Origin of the sequence: Mesorhizobium sp. ESP-6-2 (genome assembly GCF_020164675.1) — a bacterium.
Lineage (GTDB): Bacteria > Pseudomonadota > Alphaproteobacteria > Rhizobiales > Rhizobiaceae > Mesorhizobium.
This window is the reverse complement of the sequence record NZ_JAIUGT010000005.1, coordinates 306,184-325,935: the sequence shown is the minus strand read 5'-3', so window position 1 is coordinate 325,935 and position 19,752 is coordinate 306,184. Positions and strand designations below refer to the sequence as shown.

Annotated in this window: 18 protein-coding genes and 2 pseudogenes; 11 read left to right on the top strand and 9 right to left on the bottom strand. The window is 63.7% G+C overall.

Annotation, left to right across the window (positions count from 1 at the left end; genetic code table 11):
- Positions 1–3: 3 nt before the first annotated feature.
- From LB532_RS16470 to LB532_RS16450, 5 genes are all read right to left on the bottom strand, one after another.
- Complete coding sequence (locus LB532_RS16470; RefSeq protein ID WP_140640169.1) at positions 4–1,002, bottom strand: proline racemase family protein; 999 nt, start codon at positions 1,000–1,002, stop codon at positions 4–6.
- Positions 1,003–1,015: 13 nt separating this feature from the next.
- The gene (locus LB532_RS16465) at positions 1,016–1,816 is read right to left on the bottom strand and encodes an isocitrate lyase/phosphoenolpyruvate mutase family protein (RefSeq protein ID WP_140640167.1); all 801 of its coding nucleotides are present in this window, start codon (positions 1,814–1,816) and stop codon (positions 1,016–1,018) included.
- Between the two features lie 153 nt (positions 1,817–1,969).
- Positions 1,970–2,629 (bottom strand): HAD family hydrolase, encoded by a 660-nt coding sequence (locus LB532_RS16460; RefSeq protein WP_181169383.1) that lies wholly within the window; start codon positions 2,627–2,629, stop codon positions 1,970–1,972.
- Positions 2,629–3,114 (bottom strand): dUTP diphosphatase, encoded by a 486-nt coding sequence (dut, locus tag LB532_RS16455; RefSeq protein ID WP_140640163.1) that lies wholly within the window; start codon positions 3,112–3,114, stop codon positions 2,629–2,631. The genes LB532_RS16460 and dut overlap by 1 nt, the downstream gene beginning before the upstream one ends.
- 97 nt (positions 3,115–3,211) lie before the next feature.
- The gene (locus LB532_RS16450; RefSeq protein ID WP_140497095.1) at positions 3,212–3,682 is read right to left on the bottom strand and encodes an Lrp/AsnC family transcriptional regulator; all 471 of its coding nucleotides are present in this window, start codon (positions 3,680–3,682) and stop codon (positions 3,212–3,214) included.
- A gap of 116 nt (positions 3,683–3,798) precedes the next feature.
- Here LB532_RS16450 and LB532_RS16445 point away from each other — a divergent pair, with 116 nt between their 5' ends.
- The 3 genes from LB532_RS16445 (at position 3,799) to LB532_RS16435 (ending at position 6,409) form a co-directional block, all read left to right on the top strand.
- Positions 3,799–4,047 (top strand): DUF6356 family protein, encoded by a 249-nt coding sequence (locus tag LB532_RS16445; protein ID WP_140640161.1) that lies wholly within the window; start codon positions 3,799–3,801, stop codon positions 4,045–4,047.
- Positions 4,048–4,061: 14 nt separating this feature from the next.
- Positions 4,062–4,856 carry a class II glutamine amidotransferase gene (locus tag LB532_RS16440; RefSeq protein ID WP_140640159.1) on the top strand — a complete coding sequence of 265 codons (795 nt, stop codon included), beginning with the start codon at positions 4,062–4,064 and terminating at the stop codon, positions 4,854–4,856.
- 179 nt (positions 4,857–5,035) lie between these two features.
- Positions 5,036–6,409 carry an amidase gene (locus LB532_RS16435; RefSeq protein WP_140640157.1) on the top strand — a complete coding sequence of 458 codons (1,374 nt, stop codon included), beginning with the start codon at positions 5,036–5,038 and terminating at the stop codon, positions 6,407–6,409.
- On the opposite strand, the pseudogene LB532_RS16430 reads toward LB532_RS16435, so the two are convergent.
- Positions 6,403–7,575 (bottom strand): annotated as a pseudogene (locus LB532_RS16430) (FAD-dependent oxidoreductase); the annotation flags it as partial. The gene LB532_RS16435 and the pseudogene LB532_RS16430 overlap by 7 nt on opposite strands.
- 11 nt (positions 7,576–7,586) lie before the next feature.
- Entirely contained in the window at positions 7,587–9,395 is a 1,809-nt protein-coding gene (locus LB532_RS16425) for a winged helix-turn-helix domain-containing protein (protein WP_181169382.1), read from the bottom strand.
- 204 nt (positions 9,396–9,599) lie between these two features.
- Between LB532_RS16425 and LB532_RS16420 the strand changes: the two genes are divergently transcribed.
- The 5 genes and pseudogenes from LB532_RS16420 to LB532_RS16400 all read left to right on the top strand — a co-directional run bounded on the left by LB532_RS16420 (position 9,600) and on the right by LB532_RS16400 (position 13,353).
- Entirely contained in the window at positions 9,600–9,881 is a 282-nt protein-coding gene (locus LB532_RS16420; RefSeq protein WP_140640151.1) for a DUF4242 domain-containing protein, read from the top strand.
- 16 nt (positions 9,882–9,897) lie between these two features.
- On the top strand, positions 9,898–10,431 hold the full coding sequence (locus LB532_RS16415) for a hypothetical protein (RefSeq protein WP_140640149.1): 534 nt from the start codon (positions 9,898–9,900) through the stop codon (positions 10,429–10,431).
- Between the two features lie 154 nt (positions 10,432–10,585).
- A complete protein-coding gene (mddA, locus tag LB532_RS16410; RefSeq protein ID WP_140640147.1) occupies positions 10,586–11,317 on the top strand; it encodes a methanethiol S-methyltransferase in 732 nt (243 codons plus the stop codon).
- Between the two features lie 135 nt (positions 11,318–11,452).
- A pseudogene (locus tag LB532_RS30330) lies at positions 11,453–11,641 on the top strand (DUF1127 domain-containing protein); the annotation flags it as partial.
- Between the two features lie 119 nt (positions 11,642–11,760).
- Entirely contained in the window at positions 11,761–13,353 is a 1,593-nt protein-coding gene (locus LB532_RS16400) for a peptide chain release factor 3 (RefSeq protein WP_140550224.1), read from the top strand.
- Between the two features lie 170 nt (positions 13,354–13,523).
- Here the strand turns inward: LB532_RS16400 and LB532_RS16395 are convergent, their stop codons facing one another.
- Positions 13,524–13,991 (bottom strand): VOC family protein, encoded by a 468-nt coding sequence (locus LB532_RS16395; RefSeq protein ID WP_140497085.1) that lies wholly within the window; start codon positions 13,989–13,991, stop codon positions 13,524–13,526.
- Between the two features lie 269 nt (positions 13,992–14,260).
- Between LB532_RS16395 and ilvD the strand changes: the two genes are divergently transcribed.
- The 3 genes from ilvD to LB532_RS16380 all read left to right on the top strand — a co-directional run bounded on the left by ilvD (position 14,261) and on the right by LB532_RS16380 (position 18,789).
- Complete coding sequence (gene ilvD / locus LB532_RS16390; protein ID WP_140640143.1) at positions 14,261–16,105, top strand: dihydroxy-acid dehydratase; 1,845 nt, start codon at positions 14,261–14,263, stop codon at positions 16,103–16,105.
- 272 nt (positions 16,106–16,377) lie between these two features.
- Entirely contained in the window at positions 16,378–17,658 is a 1,281-nt protein-coding gene (locus tag LB532_RS16385) for an amidohydrolase family protein (RefSeq protein ID WP_140640141.1), read from the top strand.
- A 207-nt stretch (positions 17,659–17,865) separates the two neighbouring features.
- Entirely contained in the window at positions 17,866–18,789 is a 924-nt protein-coding gene (locus LB532_RS16380) for a DMT family transporter (RefSeq protein ID WP_140640139.1), read from the top strand.
- Here LB532_RS16380 and LB532_RS16375 read toward each other — a convergent pair.
- Positions 18,786–19,688: a phosphotransferase family protein gene (locus LB532_RS16375; RefSeq protein ID WP_140640137.1), complete on the bottom strand. Its 903-nt coding sequence runs from the start codon at positions 19,686–19,688 to the stop codon at positions 18,786–18,788. The two genes, LB532_RS16380 and LB532_RS16375, sit on opposite strands and share 4 nt — an antisense overlap.
- Positions 19,689–19,752: the final 64 nt, after the last annotated feature.

Sequence of the window (19,752 nt, the reverse complement as noted above, 5' to 3'; positions counted from 1 at the left end):
TCCCTACCGCAGCAGAAAGCCGCGCCCCAGTTCGTCGTCGGGCTCGACGATGAATTCCGCGCGGCCGCAATAGTAGGCGCGGCCACCCACCTGGGCGATGACCGCTTCATGCGGTCCGGCTTTCGCCGTCCGCGCCACCGCGCCGGAAAAGCGCGAGCCGGCGATGCTCTCGAAAGTGCGTGTCCGGCCTGGTGCGATCCCGCCCTTGGCATGCATCGCCGCCAGCCGGGCGCTGACGCCGGAACCGGTCGGCGAGCGGTCGACCTGCGCCTCGGCGAAGACACAGACGTTTTTCGTCGGCTCATCCGAAAACGCGTCCCGCCCATCCGTCAAAATGGTGCCGTAGAGGAAGGCGAGGTCGGCATGGTCGGGATGCGACAAGGGGAACCCGCTCTTCAGCCTTTCGGTCAGCGCCGTCGCCGCATCGACGAAATCGCGTACGCGGTCGCGGCCGAATTCGAGCCCGAACTGGCGGCAGTCGGCCAGCGCGTAGAAAGCCCCGCCATAAGCGATGTCGAAGCCGATCGCGCCGTAGCCCGGTAGCTCGATCCTGCGGTCGCGTGCGAACAAGAAAGCCGGCACGCTTTCGAACGACACAGCACCGGCCTTGCCGTCGCGCACCTCGACCGAGGCGACGACCATGCCGCAGGGCGCCTCGATGTTGACCATCGTCACCGGTTCCTGCTTGGCCACCAGCCCTTCGTCGACGGCATAGCGGCCGAGCGCGACGATGGCGTGGCCGCACATGGTCGAATAGCCCTCATTGTGCATGAACAGCACGGCAAGGTCGGCGCCCGGCAAATCGGGCTCGACCAGCAGCGCGCCATACATATCGTAATGGCCGCGTGGCTCGAACATCAGGATTTTCCGGAGATGATCGAGATGGTCGCGCACATAGGCGCGCTTTTCCAGGATCGTGCCCTTCGGGATATCGGGATAACCCCCGGTGACGATCCTCAGCGGCTCGCCGCCGGTGTGCATGTCGACGACGGTCAGCGTCATGTGTTCGGCCCGCTTATCCCGATTTGCCAAACAGCGCCTGCAACTTGCCGAAGGGCATGGCGGCGCGGGTGAAGCCGAACGTGCCGTCCTGCTGGATCTCGCGCGCCGCCGTTTCCAGCATGCCATAGGCGAAATTGGTCAACCAAGGCCCAAGCGAAACGCGCTTTGCCCCGGCCTTGGTCAGATCGGCGATGGTGAAGTCGGGCCTTGCCATGACGTTGACCGGCTTGCTCACTGCCGAGCAGAGCTTGCGCACCATCTCGACGTCGCCGATGCCCGGCGCGTAGAGCACGTCGGCGCCCGCCTTCTCGAATGCCTGCAGCCGCTTGATCGTGTCGTCGAGGTCGGACTTGCCCCAGAGGAAGTTCTCCGCTCGCGCGGTGAAGACGAAATCGCGTTTCAGCGCGCGGGCCGCTTCCGCCGCCGCCGCGACGCGCTCCACCGCGTGCGAAAAATCATAGATCGGCTTGTTCGGGTCGCCGGTGTGGTCCTCGATCGAGCAGCCGGCAAGGCCGGCGGCTTCAGCCGCGAAGATGGTTTCGGCGGCCTGCTCGGCGCTGTCGCCCTTGCCGCGTTCGAGGTCGGCCGAAACCGGCAGTTCGGTTGCCGCCGTCACCTCGCGGCAATGATGGATCATCTGGTCGAAGGTCACCGCGCCGTCCGGCAGGCCGCGCGAGAAGGCGAAACCGGCGCTGGTCGTCGCCAGCGCCTTGAAACCGAAGGATCCAAGCAGCTTCGTCGTGCCGACATCCCAAGGGTTGGGCATGACGAAGGTCGAGGCATGCAGGTCGCGAAAGATCTTGCCCTTGTCCATGGAAGTTCCCCCATCATGTTGAGTGCGATGGCGCGGATTTTAGCTTGCCCGCCTTGCCCGGGCAAACGAATGCAGTTGGCTCAGAAGCGTTTCGCCTTCTCTGCTGACAATTCGTCCGGCGCGTCCATGCAACCCCGTCAAAATCGGCGCCGATCAGTGGATCGGCACCAGTCCGGCCAGTGTGCGCATGTCGTCGAACAGGATGCCGCCGGCTCGCACCAAGCCGTCACGGTCGCTGTAGGGATCGCCATGATAGGAAAATACCCGCATGCCGGCGGCGATGCCGGCCTGTGTGCCGGCGACGCTGTCCTCGATGACGATACAGTCGGCAGGCGCAAAGCCCATCGTCTTGGCCGCATGCAGGAACAGGTCCGGGAACGGCTTGCCGCGCGCGACCATGGTCGAGGAAAACATCGCATGTTCGAACAGCGGCAGCAGGCCGGTCTGGCCAAGCGTGATGTGCATTTTCGACACCCTGGCCGAGGTGGCGACGCAATAGGCGATGCCGGCCGCGCGGACAGCCTCGACGAACTCCCGGACATAGGGAATCGCCTCGACCCCATGGGCGAACAGGTCCGGCAGCCCTGCGTTCCAGCGCTCGACGAAATCGGCGCCGAGCCTGACGCCGGTCTCTTCTTCGATCTGCTTCTGCACCGAGACCATGCTGCGGCCGGAGAAGTTCTTGCGGCAATATTCAAAGCTGGTGGGATACCCGGCTTCGCTCAGCCATTCGGCGAGACGCCGGTTGGCCAGGTTCTCGGTATCGACCAGAATTCCGTCGCAGTCGAAGATGACAAGTTTCGGTATGTTCATCAGGCCGTGCCGGTCGAGCCGAACCCGCCCGAACCGCGCGCCGTGCCGCCTGCCAGGGCGCGCTCTTCAACGCCCGCCTGCGTCACTGCGGCGAACACGATCTGGGCAATGCGCATGCCGCGCGTCACCGCAAAATCCTCGTCGCCGAGATTGACCAGCAGCACCTTCACCTCGCCGCGATAGTCGCTGTCGATCGTGCCCGGCGTGTTGAGGACGGTCAGCCCGTGTTTGAAGGCAAGGCCGGAGCGCGGCCGCACCTGGCCTTCCATCCCTTCGGGGATTTCCAGGATCAGTCCGGTCGGCACCAGAGCGCGTTTTCCCGGCAGGATCAGCAGCGGCCGATCGTCGGGCACCGCCGCGCGCAGATCCATGCCGGCCGCGCCGGTGCTTTCATAGGCAGGAAGGGGGAGTCCTTCCGCATGCGGCAACCTGACGAAGCCGACAGTCGGACCGATGACGGAGGAATTTTGGATGGCTGCGCGCATAAAATCGATCCTATCGGCGCGATTGCCGATTCGGTCAATTCGCCCGCAACCCTATCAACGGCTTTCTTTCGGGCATCACTATGGCCGGAGCCAACCCTTAGCGCACTTCCATCGGCACCACCGTCGTCTCCTTGATCTCCTCCATCACGAAGGATGCCGAAACGTCCGACAGCGCCACCTTGGCGATCAGCCGCTGGTAGAGCCGGTCATACGCCTTCACGTCGGCGACGCGGGCGCGCAGGACATAGTCGAGGTCGCCGGACATGCGGTAGACTCCGGTGATCTCGGAAAACCCCGTCACCGCCGCCCGGAATTTCTGCAACCACTCGGGATCATGATTTGAAGTTCGGACCAGGATGAACACGGAGAGGCCGAGCCCGAGCTTCTCGGCATCGACCAACGCCACCCGGCCGGTGATGACGCCATCCTCCTCCAGCCGCTTGACGCGCCGCCAGCAGGCGTTGCGCGACAAGGCCACCCGTTCGGACAGCTGATCGACCGACAACGTGCCGTCGCGTTGCAATTCGGCGAGCAATTTCCGATCAATTTCGTCGATCTCGATAGCCATGTGGGATGTTTGTCCCATGAACAAGCAAAATACAAGGATATTTTGAGACCGATGAACCAACGAACCGTGCCAGGATACCCGATATCAGGAACTTTAAGCGCTGAAGGGGAAGCAGCATGTCGTTTGCAAGGATTTTCACCTCCCATCCGGCCAAGGTCGGCGAAACCTATTTCGGTCACATGGCCTTTGCCGCCTGGTTTTCCTCGCGCCTGCTGACGGCCGCCGGGGCCGCCCTCGTTCACGCTTTCTTGCCATTTCTGTTCGAGACTACCGCCAGCCGAATCGTCCGCGAGCTTTACGAGCGGACGCACAACAGAGGTTCGCACGCGGTCACGGAGCCCAAGGCCCTTCTCGATCGCGCTTAGGAACGGAAGAAGCGATGTGCCGGTGGGCGGCCTATCTCGGTGAAGCGGTCTTCCTCGAAGACATCCTCACGGCGCCCTGCCACTCGCTGATCGCCCAGAGCCATTGCGCCGAGGAAGCCAAGTCGCCGACCAATGGCGATGGTTTCGGCCTTGCCTGGTATGGCGACCGGTCCGAGCCCGGCCTCTACCGCGACATCCTGCCGGCCTGGTCCGATCCCAACCTGAAGAGCCTGTGCCGGCAGATCAAATCCGGATTGTTCCTCGCCCATGTGCGCGCCTCGACCGGCGGCGCCACCAGCCGCATGAACTGCCATCCCTTCATCTCAGGCCCTTGGTCGTTCATGCACAACGGCCAGATCGGCGGCTTCGAGAAGATCCGCCGCGCGCTGGAAAATTCGCTGTCCGACGCCGTCTTCGACCAGCGCGAGGGCACTACCGATTCCGAGCTGTTTTTTCTCCTGATGATCGACGAAGGGTTGGCCGCCGATCCGCAAGGCGCCGTCGCCCGTGCCACCAGCCGCGTGCTGGAGACTTCGCGGCGTGCCGGCATCGAGCCGGCGCTGAAGCTGACGGCCGCCTTTTCCGACGGGCAGGCGCTCCACGCGGTCCGCTACGCCACGGATGACCACGCGCCCACCCTCTATACCGCCGCCAAGGGCGGCGGCCGCTGCATCGTCTCCGAACCCTTCGACCGTGAAGGCGGCGACTGGCAGGCGATCCCGCCATCGAGCTTCGTCACCATGACCAGGCGCGGCGTGAGTATTCAGCCGTTTGCGCCGGCCCCGGCGAAGTTGGCGCTGGCCGGGTAGTCTTCGTCAAACTGCAACGTCGCGGGACAAAAGGGCTCGCCGTAAAGCGCTGACCTCGATAGTGCAGCCTGCACAATTCCGATCAGGCACAGCCGATCCTCAAACGCTCAACTCCGCTTGAAACCGTGCCGTTGTCCGCCATCTTGACGGACAAGCGCGGCCAAGTCGGAGCATTCACCATGGAACTCGTCTTCTCCTCAACCGTCGACCTCGCCGCCGCCATCGCCGCGCGCGAAATCTCCGCCGTTGAAGCGCTCGATGCCCATCTGGCGCAGATCGACAGTCATAACGAAGCAGTCAACGCGGTCGTCTCGCTCGACAGGGAAGGTGCGCGCGAACGCGCCAACCAATCCGATGCGACACTCGCAAGCGGCGCTGCGCTCGGACCGCTGCACGGCATCCCGTTCGCCCTGAAGGACATGCACCAGACATCAGGCATGACGACCACGGTCGGCTTCCCGCCTTTCGCCGATTATGCGGCGAAAGAAGACAGCCCGGTCGTTGCCAGGCTGAAGGCGGCCGGCGGCGTGCTGATGGCCAAGACCAATGTCGCCAGCATGCTGTCCGACTGGCAATCGAAAAATCCGCTGTTCGGCCGGACCAGCAACCCCTGGAATCTTGAGCGCACCGCAGGCGGTTCCAGCGGCGGCGCTGCGGCCGCGATTTGCGCCGGGATGACACCGTTCGATGTCGGCACCGACATGCAGGATTCGATCCGTCTCCCCGCCGCGTTTTGCGGTGTTTATGGCCTGAAACCAACGGAGCATCGCGTCTCGCTGGCCGGCGCTTTTCCGGACCCGGGCGACGCCGCGCGCAGCGTCCGGTTGATGTCCTGTCTCGGGCCGCTGGCGCGCAGCGTGGACGATTTGTCCTTGATCTATCAAATCATCGCCGGAGCGGACGGGCGCGACACCGATGTCGCCCCGGTGCCGGTCGAAGACATGCCGAAGCTCGACCTCAAGACACTACGCATCGCCTTCGCGTCGTCGTTTCCCGGCTTCCCGGTGGCTGGCGACATCAGTGCAGCGGTCGACAACCTTGCAGGGCAGTTGCAATCGGCTGGTGCCATTGTCGAGGAAGCGAAACTGCCCAAGCTCGATCTGCGTGATGATCTAAGGCACGGCGGAGCTCTGATTGGCATGATGATGGAGGCGACGCAACCCGGGCCGCCGGAACAGCCGACCCCCGTCTCGCGCTGGTTCGAAGCGCTCGCCCGTCGCGACAAATCCATCCTCGCCTGGGACGCCTTCTTCGACAGTTGCGACGCGCTGCTCTGCCCGGTGGCCATGACTAGCGCGTTTCCTCATTGCGAGCCCGGCGCACCGGTCAAGGTCGATGGCAAGGACCAAGACTACTGGATGCTCCCGGCCTATGGCGCGGTGTTCAATTACAGTGGCCATCCGGCACTTTCGATGCCGTACGGACAGGACCGAGACCGCCTGCCGATCGGTCTGCAACTGGTCGGCAAACGCTGGTCGGAATCACGGCTGCTCGCTATTGCCGGGGCTATGGCGCCGTTGACCGGCGGCTTCAGCCGTCCACCAAACTATTGAGCGAACCGATCCAACCCGTAGGGCGCCAGCAGCGGATCGCGCTCGCCGTCGAGGATTTCGCGCGCGGCGAACAAGCCGACCGCCGGCGCCAGCGTGATGCCGGAATGCGTGACCGCGATATAGAGGCCGTCCATGCCCTCGGCGCGGCCGATGATCGGGAAGCCGTCGATCGGCGTCGGCCGGTAACCGACCGTATGGAAATCGAGCTCCAGGCCGTCGCCGCCGCGCAGCATCGCTTGCAGCGCCGCAAACAGCTCGCGCGCCGTCGCCGCCGCATCCACCCCCGGATCGGCACCGCCAAAATCCGACCCGGCGATGATGCGGCCTTGCGCCGTCTGGCGCATGTGCAGCCGCTCGGCCAGCACCAGCCCGTTTAGCAATTTTCTGTAAGGCCGCGAATGGACGATCAGGCCGGGCGGCATTTCGATCGGTAGCTTTATGCCGGCCGTCGCGGCAATCTCCGGCGAGCCGACGCCGGCCGCGATCACCACCTCATCGGCGGCGAGCAGGCCATGGGCGGTGTCCACGCCCGTCGTCCTGCCCCCGGTCTGAACAAGCGCTGTAACCGTGCTGGAGACGATGCGCGCACCGCGCTGTTCGGCGTCGGCCAGCAGCGCTTTTGTTGCCGCGACCGGCTCGGCGACGCCCTCCTCGGCGACATGCAAGGCAAAGTCGGGAAGCTCGGCGAGATTGGGCTCGATGCCAGCCGCGCCGGCACCGTCGACGCGCCTGATGCCATAACCCCAGGACGAATGCTCCGCCGCATAGGCCTCCAATTTGTCCGCCGGCAAGTCCCAGCACAGCCCGCCGCACCAGGCGAGCGGAAGGCCGGGCAGCTCGTTTGCCAGCCGTTTCCACTCCGCCATGGCGCGGGTGCGCAGCCGGAAATAGACTTCCGGATTGCCCCAGCTGGCATTGATCCAGGCGAAGGAATTCGGCGTGGCGATCCCGCCGGCGCCGCTCTCGGAAACGACGGTGACCCGTGCCCCGGCCTTGGCCAGGTGCCGGGCGATGGAAGCGCCGATGATACCGGCGCCGATGACGATGACTTCCTTCGCGCTGCTCATGCTCTGGCTCTTGATGGGAGTTGTCCCGTCATGCCATCGCATCGGTTCGATCTCAAGGGTAAGGTCAGGACTGGCACCGGTTGCGGATATGACGATCCGCTTTGCGAGAGCTACGCGCTGTCCAGCCGTTCTTCCTGCACGTCGGCGAGCAGTCGCTTCAACTCGTCATGACGCCGCATGAGCCGTGAGGAGTCTACTTTCCTTGCAGCGGCCAGCGCGGTGCCGAGTTCCAGCTCGGCGCCTGTGCGATCCCCAAGCTGGATAAGCAGCGCCGCCAGCGACAGGCGGGCATCGGCGGCACCGATCGGCGAACCGATCTCGCTCCAGCGCGAGCAAGCGATCTGCAGTTCGCGGGCTGCATCGGCCAAACGGTTTTCGCGTGAAAACAGCTCGGCCTTGGCTTCCGCCGTCAGCGCCCGGATCGATGCCATGGGCCAACGCTGTGGCTGACTCTCCAACTCGGCGATGACTTCCTTCGCCCGCTCCGGCCGGTCTGTCCTTGCCGCCACCTTGGCAAGCGTGGCGAGAACCAGCCCCTTGCGCTGCAGGGTCGGCCAGCTGCTGCCGACAAGGGAACGCTCGAGAGCGGCGAAAGCGGCCTCGGCCTGTCCCAGTTCCAGTTGCAACAGGGCAAGGCCCGGCTGCGGATCCCAGCCTGCGGCATGGGACGCACGATAGGCCACCTCCGCCTCGGTGAGATCACCGGCAGCCAGATGAATATCGCCGAGAACACGCAATGCATCGCCCGTTGCCCAAGGCGCGTCAAGCGCAAGCTGGTCGATAGCCGCGCGCACCAGCGCCTCGGCCTCCTTCAGCGTTCCGTGCACTCCGAGCACTTCTGCGCGGTGCAGCCGGCACGAGCCCGACAGGTCGTCGAGCCCGTGTCCCTTGCACCAGCTTTCGTAGCCGAGCGTCCATTGATTGGCTCTCGTCCAGTCGCCGAAACTCCGGCAGGCCCACAGTATATTGCAATAGAGAATGCCGCCGACGATGGGATCAATGTCGCTCGACAGACCAAGAGCAGCCGCGAAGTCCTGGTCTTCCTCTCCGGCCTTGGTTTCCCCAAGGCAGAGCTTGAAGAAGCCGCGATAGATCAGCCCGAGCGATTCCACGACCGGATCTTCGAGATGCTTGCCGACTTCGAACGCCTGTTCGGCCAACGCCAGCGCCTGTTCGGGCTGGGCTTCCGCGCCCATGATGCGCGCGCCCATCCAGCACCACAGGCCATGCTCCCGGCTGTCGGTGGCCGCATCGATCAACTGTGCAGCACGCTTGTGCCAGCCCTTCGCCACTGGGAGTTCGCCTCTTTCAAGGTGTATCCGCGCAAGGGTGATCGCCGGGGAAGCCGCCCGCAGTCGGTCTCCGGCGACGCTATGGGCCGCCACCGCACGCGTCAACTGCGGAATGGCTTCGGATGGCCGCCCCATGCACTCCAGGGCCAGCGCCCATTCCTCAAGGTCGGCGGTGAGAACCTCCTGTTGGGCATCCGCTTCGACGAAACAGGCCACGGCCTCTTGCCATTTCCTGGCCGTGGCTGCCGCGCGTGCACGCAAGATCTGCGACCCGGCGATCGCGGCAACTGGGTCGGCCGGGCTCGAGTTTGGATTGGAAGAGGCCGGTCTGTCGAGGCAAATCCGGTAGCCGAACCGTGGCAGGTTGCGCATCGCCGTTTCCATGCCGCCTTGGCGCAGGATGGTGCGAGCGAGGCTGGCAACGCGCTGCAACGAGGCTTCGGTTACCGTGACTCCCGGCCACAGTGTTTCGAGCAATTCGTCCTTGCTCAAGGCACGGTCCTGATACCGCAGCAGAACAGCCAGGAAATCGAACACCAGCGGCTGCACCTCGATTTCTCTGCCTGTGAGACGAAGGGTGCGCGATTCCTCGTTCAGCTCGAAATCGCCGAAACTATAGACCCCCATCGACAGCATTTCCTCCTGCGACAATAGGCAAAGGATCAGAACAAGGTAAGGGCGCCGTAAGGACTGTTGGCCGCCCCTCCCGTAATTCTCCGTGTGCCTGGTGAGCCAAGCTGCACTTTAGCGCAGTGATCCCAGGAATGTCACCGGTAGCGACACGATCGCCCGTCCGGCGGCATTTGAACCCAGACAAGGAGAACTACGGACATGCAAAAGTATATCATCGAACGCGAAATTCCCAAGGTCGGTACTTTCGAGCGCGAGCAGCTTCGCGAAGCATCCAGGGCCTCGAACACCGTTCTCGCCGAACTCGGCCCGGAAATTCAGTGGGTCGAATCCTTCGTCGCCGACGACAAGACGTTCTGCGTCTATCTCGCCAAGGATGAAGAGATCATCCAGCGCCACGCGAAGATGAGCGGCTTCCCGGCCACGAAGATCACGCAGGTCAAGCGCCTGTTCGATCCGACGACGGCACATGCCGGCGCCTGACGGGGAGGGAGCTGTCGTGAAACTCCTCGCAAATCTGATCCTCGGCACCGCTTTGTCCGCAGGCATATGGGCGTCCGCGCTCGCCTGCGGCACCGCGGATGCCCACGATACGCCAGATCCGGCGCTTAACCGGTCCCGGGAAATGGCGTCCAGGTACGTCAATATCGAGGTCGCCAAGGCCGAGGGTTACCAGCAGCTGTTCGAATGCACCACCCATGACGAGCACGGCACGATGGGCGTTCATTTCATCAACCCCGCGCGGGCAGGAGACGGCAAGCTGGTGCTGGGCGAGCCGGACGTGCTGACCTACGAGCCGGAACAGGATGGATCCATGCAGCTTGTCGGCATGGAATACATCGTCTTCGAGAAGGACTGGAAGGGGAAGGGCGTTCCCGAGTTCCTCGGCCGCACCCTCCAGCGCAAGACCACGGTGGGTGTCCACCCGGTGGACCCCTACTACGAGCTTCACGTCTGGCATTGGCGGCATAACCCGGCCGGCATGTTCGCCGACTGGAACCCTTATGTGAGCTGCAAACACGACATGTCTTGAGGGGCATCAGGCAGCGCCTGGGAGGGGCATTGCGTGGCCCTCCCAGGTATCTCGCGGCGATCTGGATGGTCGCCGGAGGGTTCGTTGCTCTCGTCGAGGGGCTCGTCGTCCGACCGACGCGGCCAACAACCATCAACTTGGAGGGAGATCGACCATGGGTCGCATTTTCGCATTCACCTACGGCTTGGCCGCATATCTCGTCTTCTTCGGTACGATTGTCTACGCCATCGGCTTCGTAAGCGGCCTGGTCGTTCCCAAGGCCATCGATACCGGAGCGGTTGCTCCGCTTGCCGAGGCTCTCACCGTCAACCTCCTGTTGATGGTTCTCTTCGCCGTCCAGCACAGCGTGATGGCCCGCAAGCCGTTCAAGAACTGGTGGGTGCGCTGGATTCCGAAGCCGATCGAGCGCAGCACCTACGTACTGCTCGCGAGCCTCGCGCTCGACCTGTTGTTCTGGCAGTGGCGCCCGATACCGGCCGTGGCGTGGCAGGTCACCGATCCGACCGTCGCCACGGTGATCCTTGGCATGTCATTCGTCGGTTGGGTGCTGGTCTTCACCAGCACCTTTCTGATCAACCATTTCGAGCTGTTCGGCCTGCATCAGGTCGCCAACAACCTCATCGGTCGCGACATGCCCTCGGTGCGTTTCAAGACGCCGGTGCTCTACAAATTTGTCCGCCATCCGATCTATCTGGGTTTTATCATCGCGTTCTGGATGGCGCCGATCATGACTTTCGGCCACCTCTTCTTTGCCGCCGTGACCACGACCTACATCTTGGTCGGCATCTTTCTCGAAGAGCGCGACCTGATCGAAATGTTTGGCGACGAATATCGGCGTTACCGCGAGCGTGTCTCGATGCTCATCCCCTGGCGCAAGTCGGCCTGAGCAGCGGGCATTCGCCAACAAACGCCATGCGACCACCGCTCGCGGTCCTTGCAAACAGCTCATGCCTACAGCGACCCGTCGCCGCGCCAACGCAGCGTGCGCTTATCCCATCACTTGAACGGAGGAAATACAGCCATGACAACAGGACATATAAAACCGGATCTCATCGTCGATCATCCCATCAGCTCGCGGCTCGTCACAGCCGCCACCGAATTGTGTCTTTCCGTCCTGCGCGCCATCGCTCGCATCATCCGAATTCGGCGCGACCGTGCACGGCTCTGGGAATTGCCGGATTACCTGCTGCGCGACATCGGCATCAACCGCTCCGAAATCCAGTCATCACCTGGTTCGGCGACAGGGACGCCAGTCGCCGTCGGTCCAAAACCGTCGACAGGCCGGGAAAGCGCTGCTAGAAGCCCGCGCCACAGACAGGATTTCATAAATTGGCTGAAGACATCGAACAGGCGGTATCGCGCCGCCGTACTTTCGCGATCATCGCCCACCCGGACGCCGGCAAGACGACGCTCACCGAAAAGCTGCTGCTGTTCGGTGGCGCCATCCAGCTTGCCGGCGAGGTCAAGGCCAAGAAGGACCGCATCCAGACCCGGTCGGACTGGATGAAGATCGAGCGCGAACGCGGCATTTCGGTCGTCACCTCGGTGATGACGTTCGAGTATGAGGACAATGTCTTCAATCTGCTCGATACGCCCGGCCACGAGGATTTCGCCGACGACACCTACCGCACGCTGTCGGCGGTCGACTCGGCGGTCATGGTCATCGACGCCGCCAAGGGCATCGAGCCGCGCACGCTGAAGCTGTTCGAGGTCTGCCGCTTGCGCGACATCCCGATCATCACCTTCGTCAACAAGATGGACCGCGAGAGCCGCGACCCCTTCGAGATCCTCGACGAAATCGAGCAGAAGCTGGCGCTCGATACCGCGCCCATCACCTGGCCCATCGGCCGTGGCAGGACGTTTTCAGGCACTTACCACCTGGCGCTGAACGCCGTGCGCAAGGGTGACGACGAGAAGGAGCGCACGCCGGTCAACGGTCCCGATTCCAACCGCGTCGCCGGCCTGTTGCCGGAAAACGAGCGTGAGGCCTTCATCGAGGAGCTGGAGCTCGCGCGAGAAGCCTGCAGGCCCCTTGATATCGACGCTTTCCGTGAGGGCCATCTGACGCCGGTCTATTTCGGCTCGGCGCTGCGCAATTACGGCGTGCGCGACCTGATCGAGGCGCTCGGCGCTTTCGGGCCGCCGCCGCGCGCGCAGGATGCCGACACCCGGATGGTGGAGGCGACCGAGGAGAAGATGACCTCCTTCGTTTTCAAGATCCAGGCCAACATGGATCCCAACCACCGCGACCGCATCGCCTTCGTGCGCGTCTGCTCGGGCAAGCTCGAGCGCGGCATGAAGGCCAAGCTGGTGCGCACCGGCAAGCCGATGAGCCTGTCTGCGCCGCAATTCTTCTTCGCCCGCACCCGCGTCACCGCCGACGAGGCCTTTGCCGGCGACGTCGTCGGCATCCCCAACCACGGCACGTTGCGCATCGGCGACACGCTGACCGAGGGCGAGGAAATCCTGTTCCGCGGCGTGCCGAACTTCGCCCCGGAAATCCTGCGTCGTGTGCGCCTCGGTGATGCGATGAAGGCCAAGAAGCTGAAGGAGGCGCTGCACCAGATGGCCGAGGAGGGCGTCGTGCAGCTGTTTTCGCCCGAAGACGGCTCGCCAGCCATCGTCGGCGTCGTCGGTGCGCTGCAGCTCGACGTGCTGAAGGAGCGGCTGAACTTCGAATACACGCTGCCGGTCGAATTCGAGATGTCGCGTTTTTCGGTCTGCCGCTGGATATCGGCCGACGACAAGACGGAAGTGCAGCGCTTCATCGAAGCCCACCGCGGCGACATTGCCCGCGATCTCGATAACGACCCGGTGTTCCTCGCCCAGCACGCCTTTTCGCTGAACTACGAAGCCGAGCGCTGGAAGGCGATCCGCTTCGCCACGATCAAGGACTATCAAGTCCGCGACAAGGCGGCTTGAGGCGCGGTCTTCCCTTCTCCCCGTTCACGGGGAGAAGGTGCCCGAGAGGCGGATGAGGGGCAGCGCCGGCCTCAAAAAATCAATGGACAGCCCTGCCCTTCGCGGGCTCAGGGCGTTCGAAGCTCGGAAAGCCAAGGAATTGGCTTTCCGTCCGCTACGCGGACCACTTCTCACCCCTTCGCTGCCTCTTCGATCTTGGCGATGTCGATCTTGCCCATCTTCATCATCGCACTCATCACCCGGCCGGCCTTTTCCCGGTCCGGATCCTGTAGCAGGCGCGGCAGCTGTTCCGGCACCACTTGCCAGGAGACGCCGAACTTGTCCTTTAGCCAGCTGCACGGGCCGGGCTCGCCGCCCTCGGTGAGCCTCTCCCAGAAATAGTCGACCTCTTCCTGCGTCTTGCAGTCGATCGACTGCGACATCGCCTCGTTGAACTTGAATTGCGGTCCGCCGTTGAGCGCCTGGAACGGCACGCCGTCGAGCTCGAACGTGGTCAGCAGCACTTTGCCTTCATCGGCGTGGCCCTTGGGCCAACGCATGACGCTCAGCACCTTCGAATTCTTGAAGATGGAGACATAGTGGTTCATCGCCTCTTCGGCCTGTCCATCGAACCACAGGCAGGTGGTGATCTTTTGCATGTCGTGCTCCTCGGTTGCTTCTTGCTGCTACAATGGAACGGCTGTCTGAGAAAATGGTCCCACTCCCTTGCCGTTGATCCAAGGACGGGCGTCCGGCAGGCGATCCGACACGGGAGGCGATCTTTTTCGCAAACTCTGAATTTTTCTGGAGAATCTGGCGCATAGCAAAAATGTGGCCAGACCATATTTGCCGGTCTATAACGCCTGCGATCCATATTCAGGGCCGCGACGCTCCGCATCGGGCGCAGCCAGCCAGCTAAGGAAAGTTCATGCCTGCCTATCGCTCCCGCACCACCACCCATGGCCGCAACATGGCCGGCGCCCGCGGCCTCTGGCGCGCCACCGGCATGAAGGACTCGGATTTCGGCAAGCCGATCATCGCCGTGGTCAACTCCTTTACCCAGTTCGTGCCGGGCCACGTCCACCTGAAGGATCTCGGCCAGCTGGTCGCGCGCGAGATCGAGAAGGCCGGCGGCGTCGCCAAGGAATTCAACACCATCGCCGTCGATGACGGCATCGCCATGGGCCATGACGGCATGCTCTATTCGCTGCCGTCGCGCGAGCTGATCGCCGATTCCGTCGAGTACATGGTCAACGCCCACTGCGCCGACGCCATGGTCTGCATCTCCAATTGCGACAAGATCACGCCCGGCATGCTGATGGCCTCGCTGCGCCTCAACATCCCGACCGTCTTCGTCTCCGGCGGGCCGATGGAAGCGGGCAAAGTGGTGCTCGCCGGAAAGGCGCAGGCGCTCGACCTGGTCGACGCCATGGTCGCCGCCGCCGACGACAAGATCTCCGACGAGGACGTCAAGGTCATCGAGCGCTCCGCCTGCCCGACCTGCGGTTCCTGCTCGGGCATGTTCACCGCCAATTCGATGAACTGCCTGACCGAAGCGCTCGGCTTGTCGCTGCCGGGCAACGGTTCGACACTGGCGACACACGCCGACCGCAAGCGGCTGTTCGTCGAGGCCGGACACTTGATCGTCGATCTCGCCCAGCGCTATTACGAGCAGGACGACGAAAAGGCGCTGCCGCGCAGCATCGCTTCAAAAGGCGCGTTCGAGAACGCCATGACGCTCGACATCGCAATGGGCGGGTCGACCAACACCGTGCTGCACATCCTGGCCGCGGCGCATGAGGGCGAGGTCGACTTTACCATGGAGGACATCGACCGGCTGTCGCGGCGGGTGCCCGTGCTGTGCAAGGTGGCGCCGGCCAAGTCCGACGTGCACATGGAGGACGTCCACCGCGCCGGCGGCATCATGGCGATTCTCGGCCAGCTCGACCAAGCCGGACTGATCAACCGCGACCTGCCGACCGTGCACACATCAAGCCTGGGCGAAGCGCTCGATCATTGGGATATTTCCCGCACCTCCAGCCAGAACGTGCGCGATTTCTTCCTCGCCGCGCCCGGCGGCGTGCCGACGCAGGTCGCCTTCAGCCAGGACCGTCGATGGGACGAGCTCGATCTAGACCGCGAGACGGGCGTTATCCGCTCGGCGAAGACGCCTTTTTCCAAAGACGGCGGCCTTGCCGTGCTCAAGGGCAACCTGGCGCTCGACGGCTGCATCGTGAAGACGGCCGGCGTCGACGAGTCGATCCTGAAATTCACCGGCCCGGCGCGGGTGTTCGAAAGCCAGGATGCCTCGGTCAAGGCGATTCTCTCGAACGAGATCAAGGCCGGCGACGTCGTGGTCATCCGCTATGAAGGACCGCGCGGCGGCCCCGGCATGCAGGAAATGCTCTATCCGACCAGCTATCTGAAATCGAAGGGCCTGGGCAAGGCTTGCGCGCTGATCACCGACGGGCGCTTCTCCGGCGGCACGTCGGGGCTCTCGATCGGCCATGTCTCGCCGGAAGCCGCCGAAGGCGGCACGATCGGGCTGGTGCGGGAAGGCGACACGATCGAGATCGACATCCCTAACCGCTCGATCCGCCTCGCCGTCAGCGATGAGGAGCTCGCCAGCCGCCGGGCGGCAATGGCGGCCAAGGGCGCTCTGGCCTGGAAGCCCGAAGAGAAGCGCAAGCGCAAGGTGACGACCGCATTGCGTGCCTACGCCGCCTTCGCCACCAGCGCTGACAAAGGTGCGGTGAGGCACGTTCCGGAGTAGGGCTCGAATCGGCCAGGTTCGTGCTGCCCCTCATTGTCCTGCCGGACATTTCTCCCCGTAAGTGACGGGGAGAAAGGGCTATAACCAAAGATTTCGCCAATTGTAGACGTTGCAAAAATGGCGGCGAGGTCGCAGCATCTCCCTTCTCCCTGTCTCTATACGGGGAGAAGGTGCCGGCAGGCGGATGAGGGGCGGCGCCACGTGGCAAGATTTTTCGCCCGCCGCGATCACTGCGGCAGCCGACAGGCGCTGATTCTTCGGGGATGACACAGATGGACTTCGACCTCATTGTGCGCGGCGGCACATTGCCTGACGGCAGGGTTGCCGACATCGGCATCGTCGGCGAGACGATCGCGACGATCGAGCCGAAGCTCGATGGCAACGCCGGCACGACGATCGACGCGCGGGGCAATCTGGTCTCTGCGCCCTTCGTCGACCCGCACTTCCATATGGATGCGACGCTCTCCTACGGCATTCCGCGGATAAACGCCTCGGGCACGCTGCTCGAAGGCATCGCTCTTTGGGGCGAACTGAAGCCGCTTCTGACGCATGAGGCGGTGCGTGATCGCGCGCTCGCCTATTGCGACTGGGCGGCGTCGATGGGATTGCTCGCCATCCGCACCCATGTCGACGTTTGCGACGACAGGCTGCTGGCGGTCGAAGCCCTGCTCGACGTCAAGAAGACGGTGGCGCCCTATATCGACCTGCAGTTGGTCGCCTTTCCGCAGGATGGGCTCTACCGCTCGCCCGGGGCACGGGAAAACACCATTCGCGCGCTGGATCTGGGCGTCGATGTCGTCGGCGGCATTCCGCATTTCGAGCGCACCATGGCCGACGGCACCCGCTCGGTGACCGAGCTTTGCGAAATCGCGGCAAAACGCGGCCTGATGGTCGACCTGCATTGCGACGAGACCGACGACCCGCTGTCGCGTCACATCGAGCAACTGGCCTATGAGACGCAGCGCCTCGGCCTTCAGGGCAAGGTGGCCGGCTCGCATCTCACCTCGATGCATTCGATGGACAATTACTACGTCTCGAAGCTTCTGCCGCTGATCGCCGAGGCCGGCGTCTCCGCCATCCCCAATCCTTTGATCAACATCATGCTGCAGGGGCGCCACGACACGTTTCCCAAGCGCCGCGGCATGACTCGGGTCAAGGAGATGCTGGCGCTGGGCATCCGCGTCGGCTGGGGCCAGGATTGCGTGCTCGATCCCTGGTATTCGCTGGGCACCGCCGACATGCTCGACGTCGCCTTCATGGGGCTTCACGTCGCCCAGATGTCGAGCCCGGCCGACATGGCGCGCTGTTTCGACATGGTCACCAACGTCAATGCCGCCATCATGGGGCTCGATCATCTGGGCCTCGCCGTCGGCAAGCGCGCAAGCCTCGTGGTCCTCGACGCCGGCAATCCGGTCGAGGCCATTCGCCTGCGCCCCGAACGCATTTGCGTCATCGCCAGGGGCAAGGTTGTGGCGGAACGAACCAGGCAGGACACCCGGCTTGCCATCCCCGGCAGGCCGGCATTGGTGAACCGGCGGCACGTATCGCCCTAGACCCAGCCGATTCCCGGCACTGGCCTTGCCGATTCCCGGATTTCTCCTCGTCAAAACGGCCGCTTCCGTCTACGACGCGGCCTGGAGCAATTTCAGGAAAGTGTGTACGGTTTTCCGTCCGGAATTGCGCGAAATAAAGAGATAGAGCGGTTCGCCGTTTTCGTAAAACGGTGAACCGCCCTAGACAGGCAAGGAATCGGGATCGGCATGACGCAACCCGTGGCGCAGAATTCCACAATCAGGAACGTGCTTCTGGCCGGCATTCTTTTGATGCTGGCCGGCGACTTCCTGTTTGCGCTGAACGACGCCATGGGCAAATGGCTGGTCGCCAGCTTTTCCGTCGGCCAGGTGGTGCTGATCAGGTCGATCGGCGCGTTTTTCGTGCTCGGTCCGATGATCGCCCACCAGGGCGCCACCAAGCTGTTCCGCATGGAACGGCCCGAATTGCAGGTCCTACGCGTCATCATGACCACGCTCGATACCGGGCTCTTCTATGCCGCCGTTGTCTATCTGCCGCTTGCGGATGTGATGAGCTTCTACATGGCCGGGCCGATCTATGTGGCGGCACTCTCGCATCTCCTGCTTGGCGAGAAGGTCGGCTGGCGCCGCTGGATGGCGATCCTGCTCGGCTTCTGCGGCGTGCTGATCATGCTCCAGCCCTCCTCGGCGGCTTTCTCGCTGTCGTCGGGCTTCGCGCTGGCGGGCAGCATTGCCTTCGCCTTCGCCATCATCCTCAACCGGCGTTTGCGCGGCACCAGCGACACCAATCTGGTGACATGGCAGACCGTCGGCACGCTGCTGGTCGGCGGCGCCCTGACCATCGGCGCCTGGCAGACGCCGTCGGCGCTCGATTTCGGCGCCATGCTGCTGCTCGGCATCGTCTCCTGCGGCGCCCATCTGATGATCACGCGGGCGCTCAAGCTGGCGCCGGCCTCGACGCTGGCGCCGCTGCACTACACGCTGCTTCTATGGGCGGTGGTCTTCGGGCTGGTGTTCTTCGGCGACGTTCCCGGCCCGCGCATCCTCATCGGCTCGGGCATCGTCGTACTGGCTGGCCTGTTCATCTTCCACCGCCAGAAGGTGGTCGACACGACGGTGCCGCCTGAAAACGTGCCGAAGGGTGTGAATTAGCCCTCGCGGATCGCTGCCAGGTGGCGCGAAAATTCCGGCGTCTCCATCAGCGCCCTGCAGCGCGCGAAGCGGCCGTCGGCATAGGCCCGGAAATCGTCGACGGGGTTGTCGTTGGCGAGCTGGATCAGTCCCCACAGCGTCCACAACAGGTCGCACATCGCCTTGTAGATGACGATGCGGCCGCGCTCCGCCGGTTTCGCCTCGCCGCCGAAATAGGCGCGCATCATCTCCTCGTCCTGCGCGGCATCGAACCTGCCTTCGACGGAAAGGTCGCCAAGATCCCAGAGCGGATCGTTCATTCCTGAATATTCCCAGTCGACGATCCACATCCTGTCACCCGCATCGAGGAAATTCTCGCACAGCGGGTCGCAATGACAGGCAACGACGGGCAGCGGGTGGGCCGACAGCGCCGCGCGCACGCCACCGGCCTCGCGCACCACGTCGTGATAGCCGGCGGGCAGGGCGACCTCCTTGGTCGACAGCACCTTGAGATAGTCGTCGATCATCGCGAACAGTTCGAAACGGAACGGAAACACAGCACCGGACGAATGCAGCTTGCGGAAGGCCTCTCCGGCACGCGCCGGGCTGCCCGGCCGAACCCTGAATTTTTCCGGCGACATCGTCACCGCTCCGGCGATGAAGCGCGTCACCATCACCCCCGTACCCGGATCGACATGCAGCACCTCGGGGCTGACGCCTGCCTTAGCCGCCTCGCGCGCTGCCACCGCCTCATTCGCGCGGTTGATGTATTCCTCGGTCCCTTTGCCTGGAATGCGCAGGCAGAAGTCCCCGGCCTTGAAAACCAGGTTGGTGAGGCCGCCAAGCCGCTCCAGCGGCCCGCTATAGCCGGCCAGCATGGGAATAGCGGCAAGTTCTGTCCGTGCCTCGTCCATTGTCATGCCTGCTCCCCCGCTGTTATTTGTCGCAGCGACGGTTCCACAAAATTCGTGCTTTGGCTATTAT

Excerpts from the sequence above, each read along its gene's own strand:
- LB532_RS16375 (WP_140640137.1), bottom strand. The coding sequence starts at position 19,688 with ATGACAATGGACGAGGCACGGACAGAACTTGCCGCTATTCCCATGCTG.
- LB532_RS16425 (WP_181169382.1), bottom strand. The coding sequence starts at position 9,395 with ATGGGGGTCTATAGTTTCGGCGATTTCGAGCTGAACGAGGAATCGCGC.
- LB532_RS16440 (WP_140640159.1), top strand. The coding sequence starts at position 4,062 with ATGTGCCGGTGGGCGGCCTATCTCGGTGAAGCGGTCTTCCTCGAAGAC.
- LB532_RS16460 (WP_181169383.1), bottom strand. The coding sequence starts at position 2,629 with ATGAACATACCGAAACTTGTCATCTTCGACTGCGACGGAATTCTGGTC.
- LB532_RS16450 (WP_140497095.1), bottom strand. The coding sequence starts at position 3,682 with ATGGCTATCGAGATCGACGAAATTGATCGGAAATTGCTCGCCGAATTG.
- LB532_RS16380 (WP_140640139.1), top strand. The coding sequence starts at position 17,866 with ATGACGCAACCCGTGGCGCAGAATTCCACAATCAGGAACGTGCTTCTG.
- mddA (WP_140640147.1), top strand. The coding sequence starts at position 10,586 with ATGGGTCGCATTTTCGCATTCACCTACGGCTTGGCCGCATATCTCGTC.
- dut (WP_140640163.1), bottom strand. The coding sequence starts at position 3,114 with ATGCGCGCAGCCATCCAAAATTCCTCCGTCATCGGTCCGACTGTCGGC.
- LB532_RS16420 (WP_140640151.1), top strand. The coding sequence starts at position 9,600 with ATGCAAAAGTATATCATCGAACGCGAAATTCCCAAGGTCGGTACTTTC.
- LB532_RS16395 (WP_140497085.1), bottom strand. The coding sequence starts at position 13,991 with ATGCAAAAGATCACCACCTGCCTGTGGTTCGATGGACAGGCCGAAGAG.
- LB532_RS16445 (WP_140640161.1), top strand. The coding sequence starts at position 3,799 with ATGTCGTTTGCAAGGATTTTCACCTCCCATCCGGCCAAGGTCGGCGAA.
- LB532_RS16385 (WP_140640141.1), top strand. The coding sequence starts at position 16,378 with ATGGACTTCGACCTCATTGTGCGCGGCGGCACATTGCCTGACGGCAGG.
- ilvD (WP_140640143.1), top strand. The coding sequence starts at position 14,261 with ATGCCTGCCTATCGCTCCCGCACCACCACCCATGGCCGCAACATGGCC.
- LB532_RS16465 (WP_140640167.1), bottom strand. The coding sequence starts at position 1,816 with ATGGACAAGGGCAAGATCTTTCGCGACCTGCATGCCTCGACCTTCGTC.
- LB532_RS16470 (WP_140640169.1), bottom strand. The coding sequence starts at position 1,002 with ATGACGCTGACCGTCGTCGACATGCACACCGGCGGCGAGCCGCTGAGG.
- LB532_RS16435 (WP_140640157.1), top strand. The coding sequence starts at position 5,036 with ATGGAACTCGTCTTCTCCTCAACCGTCGACCTCGCCGCCGCCATCGCC.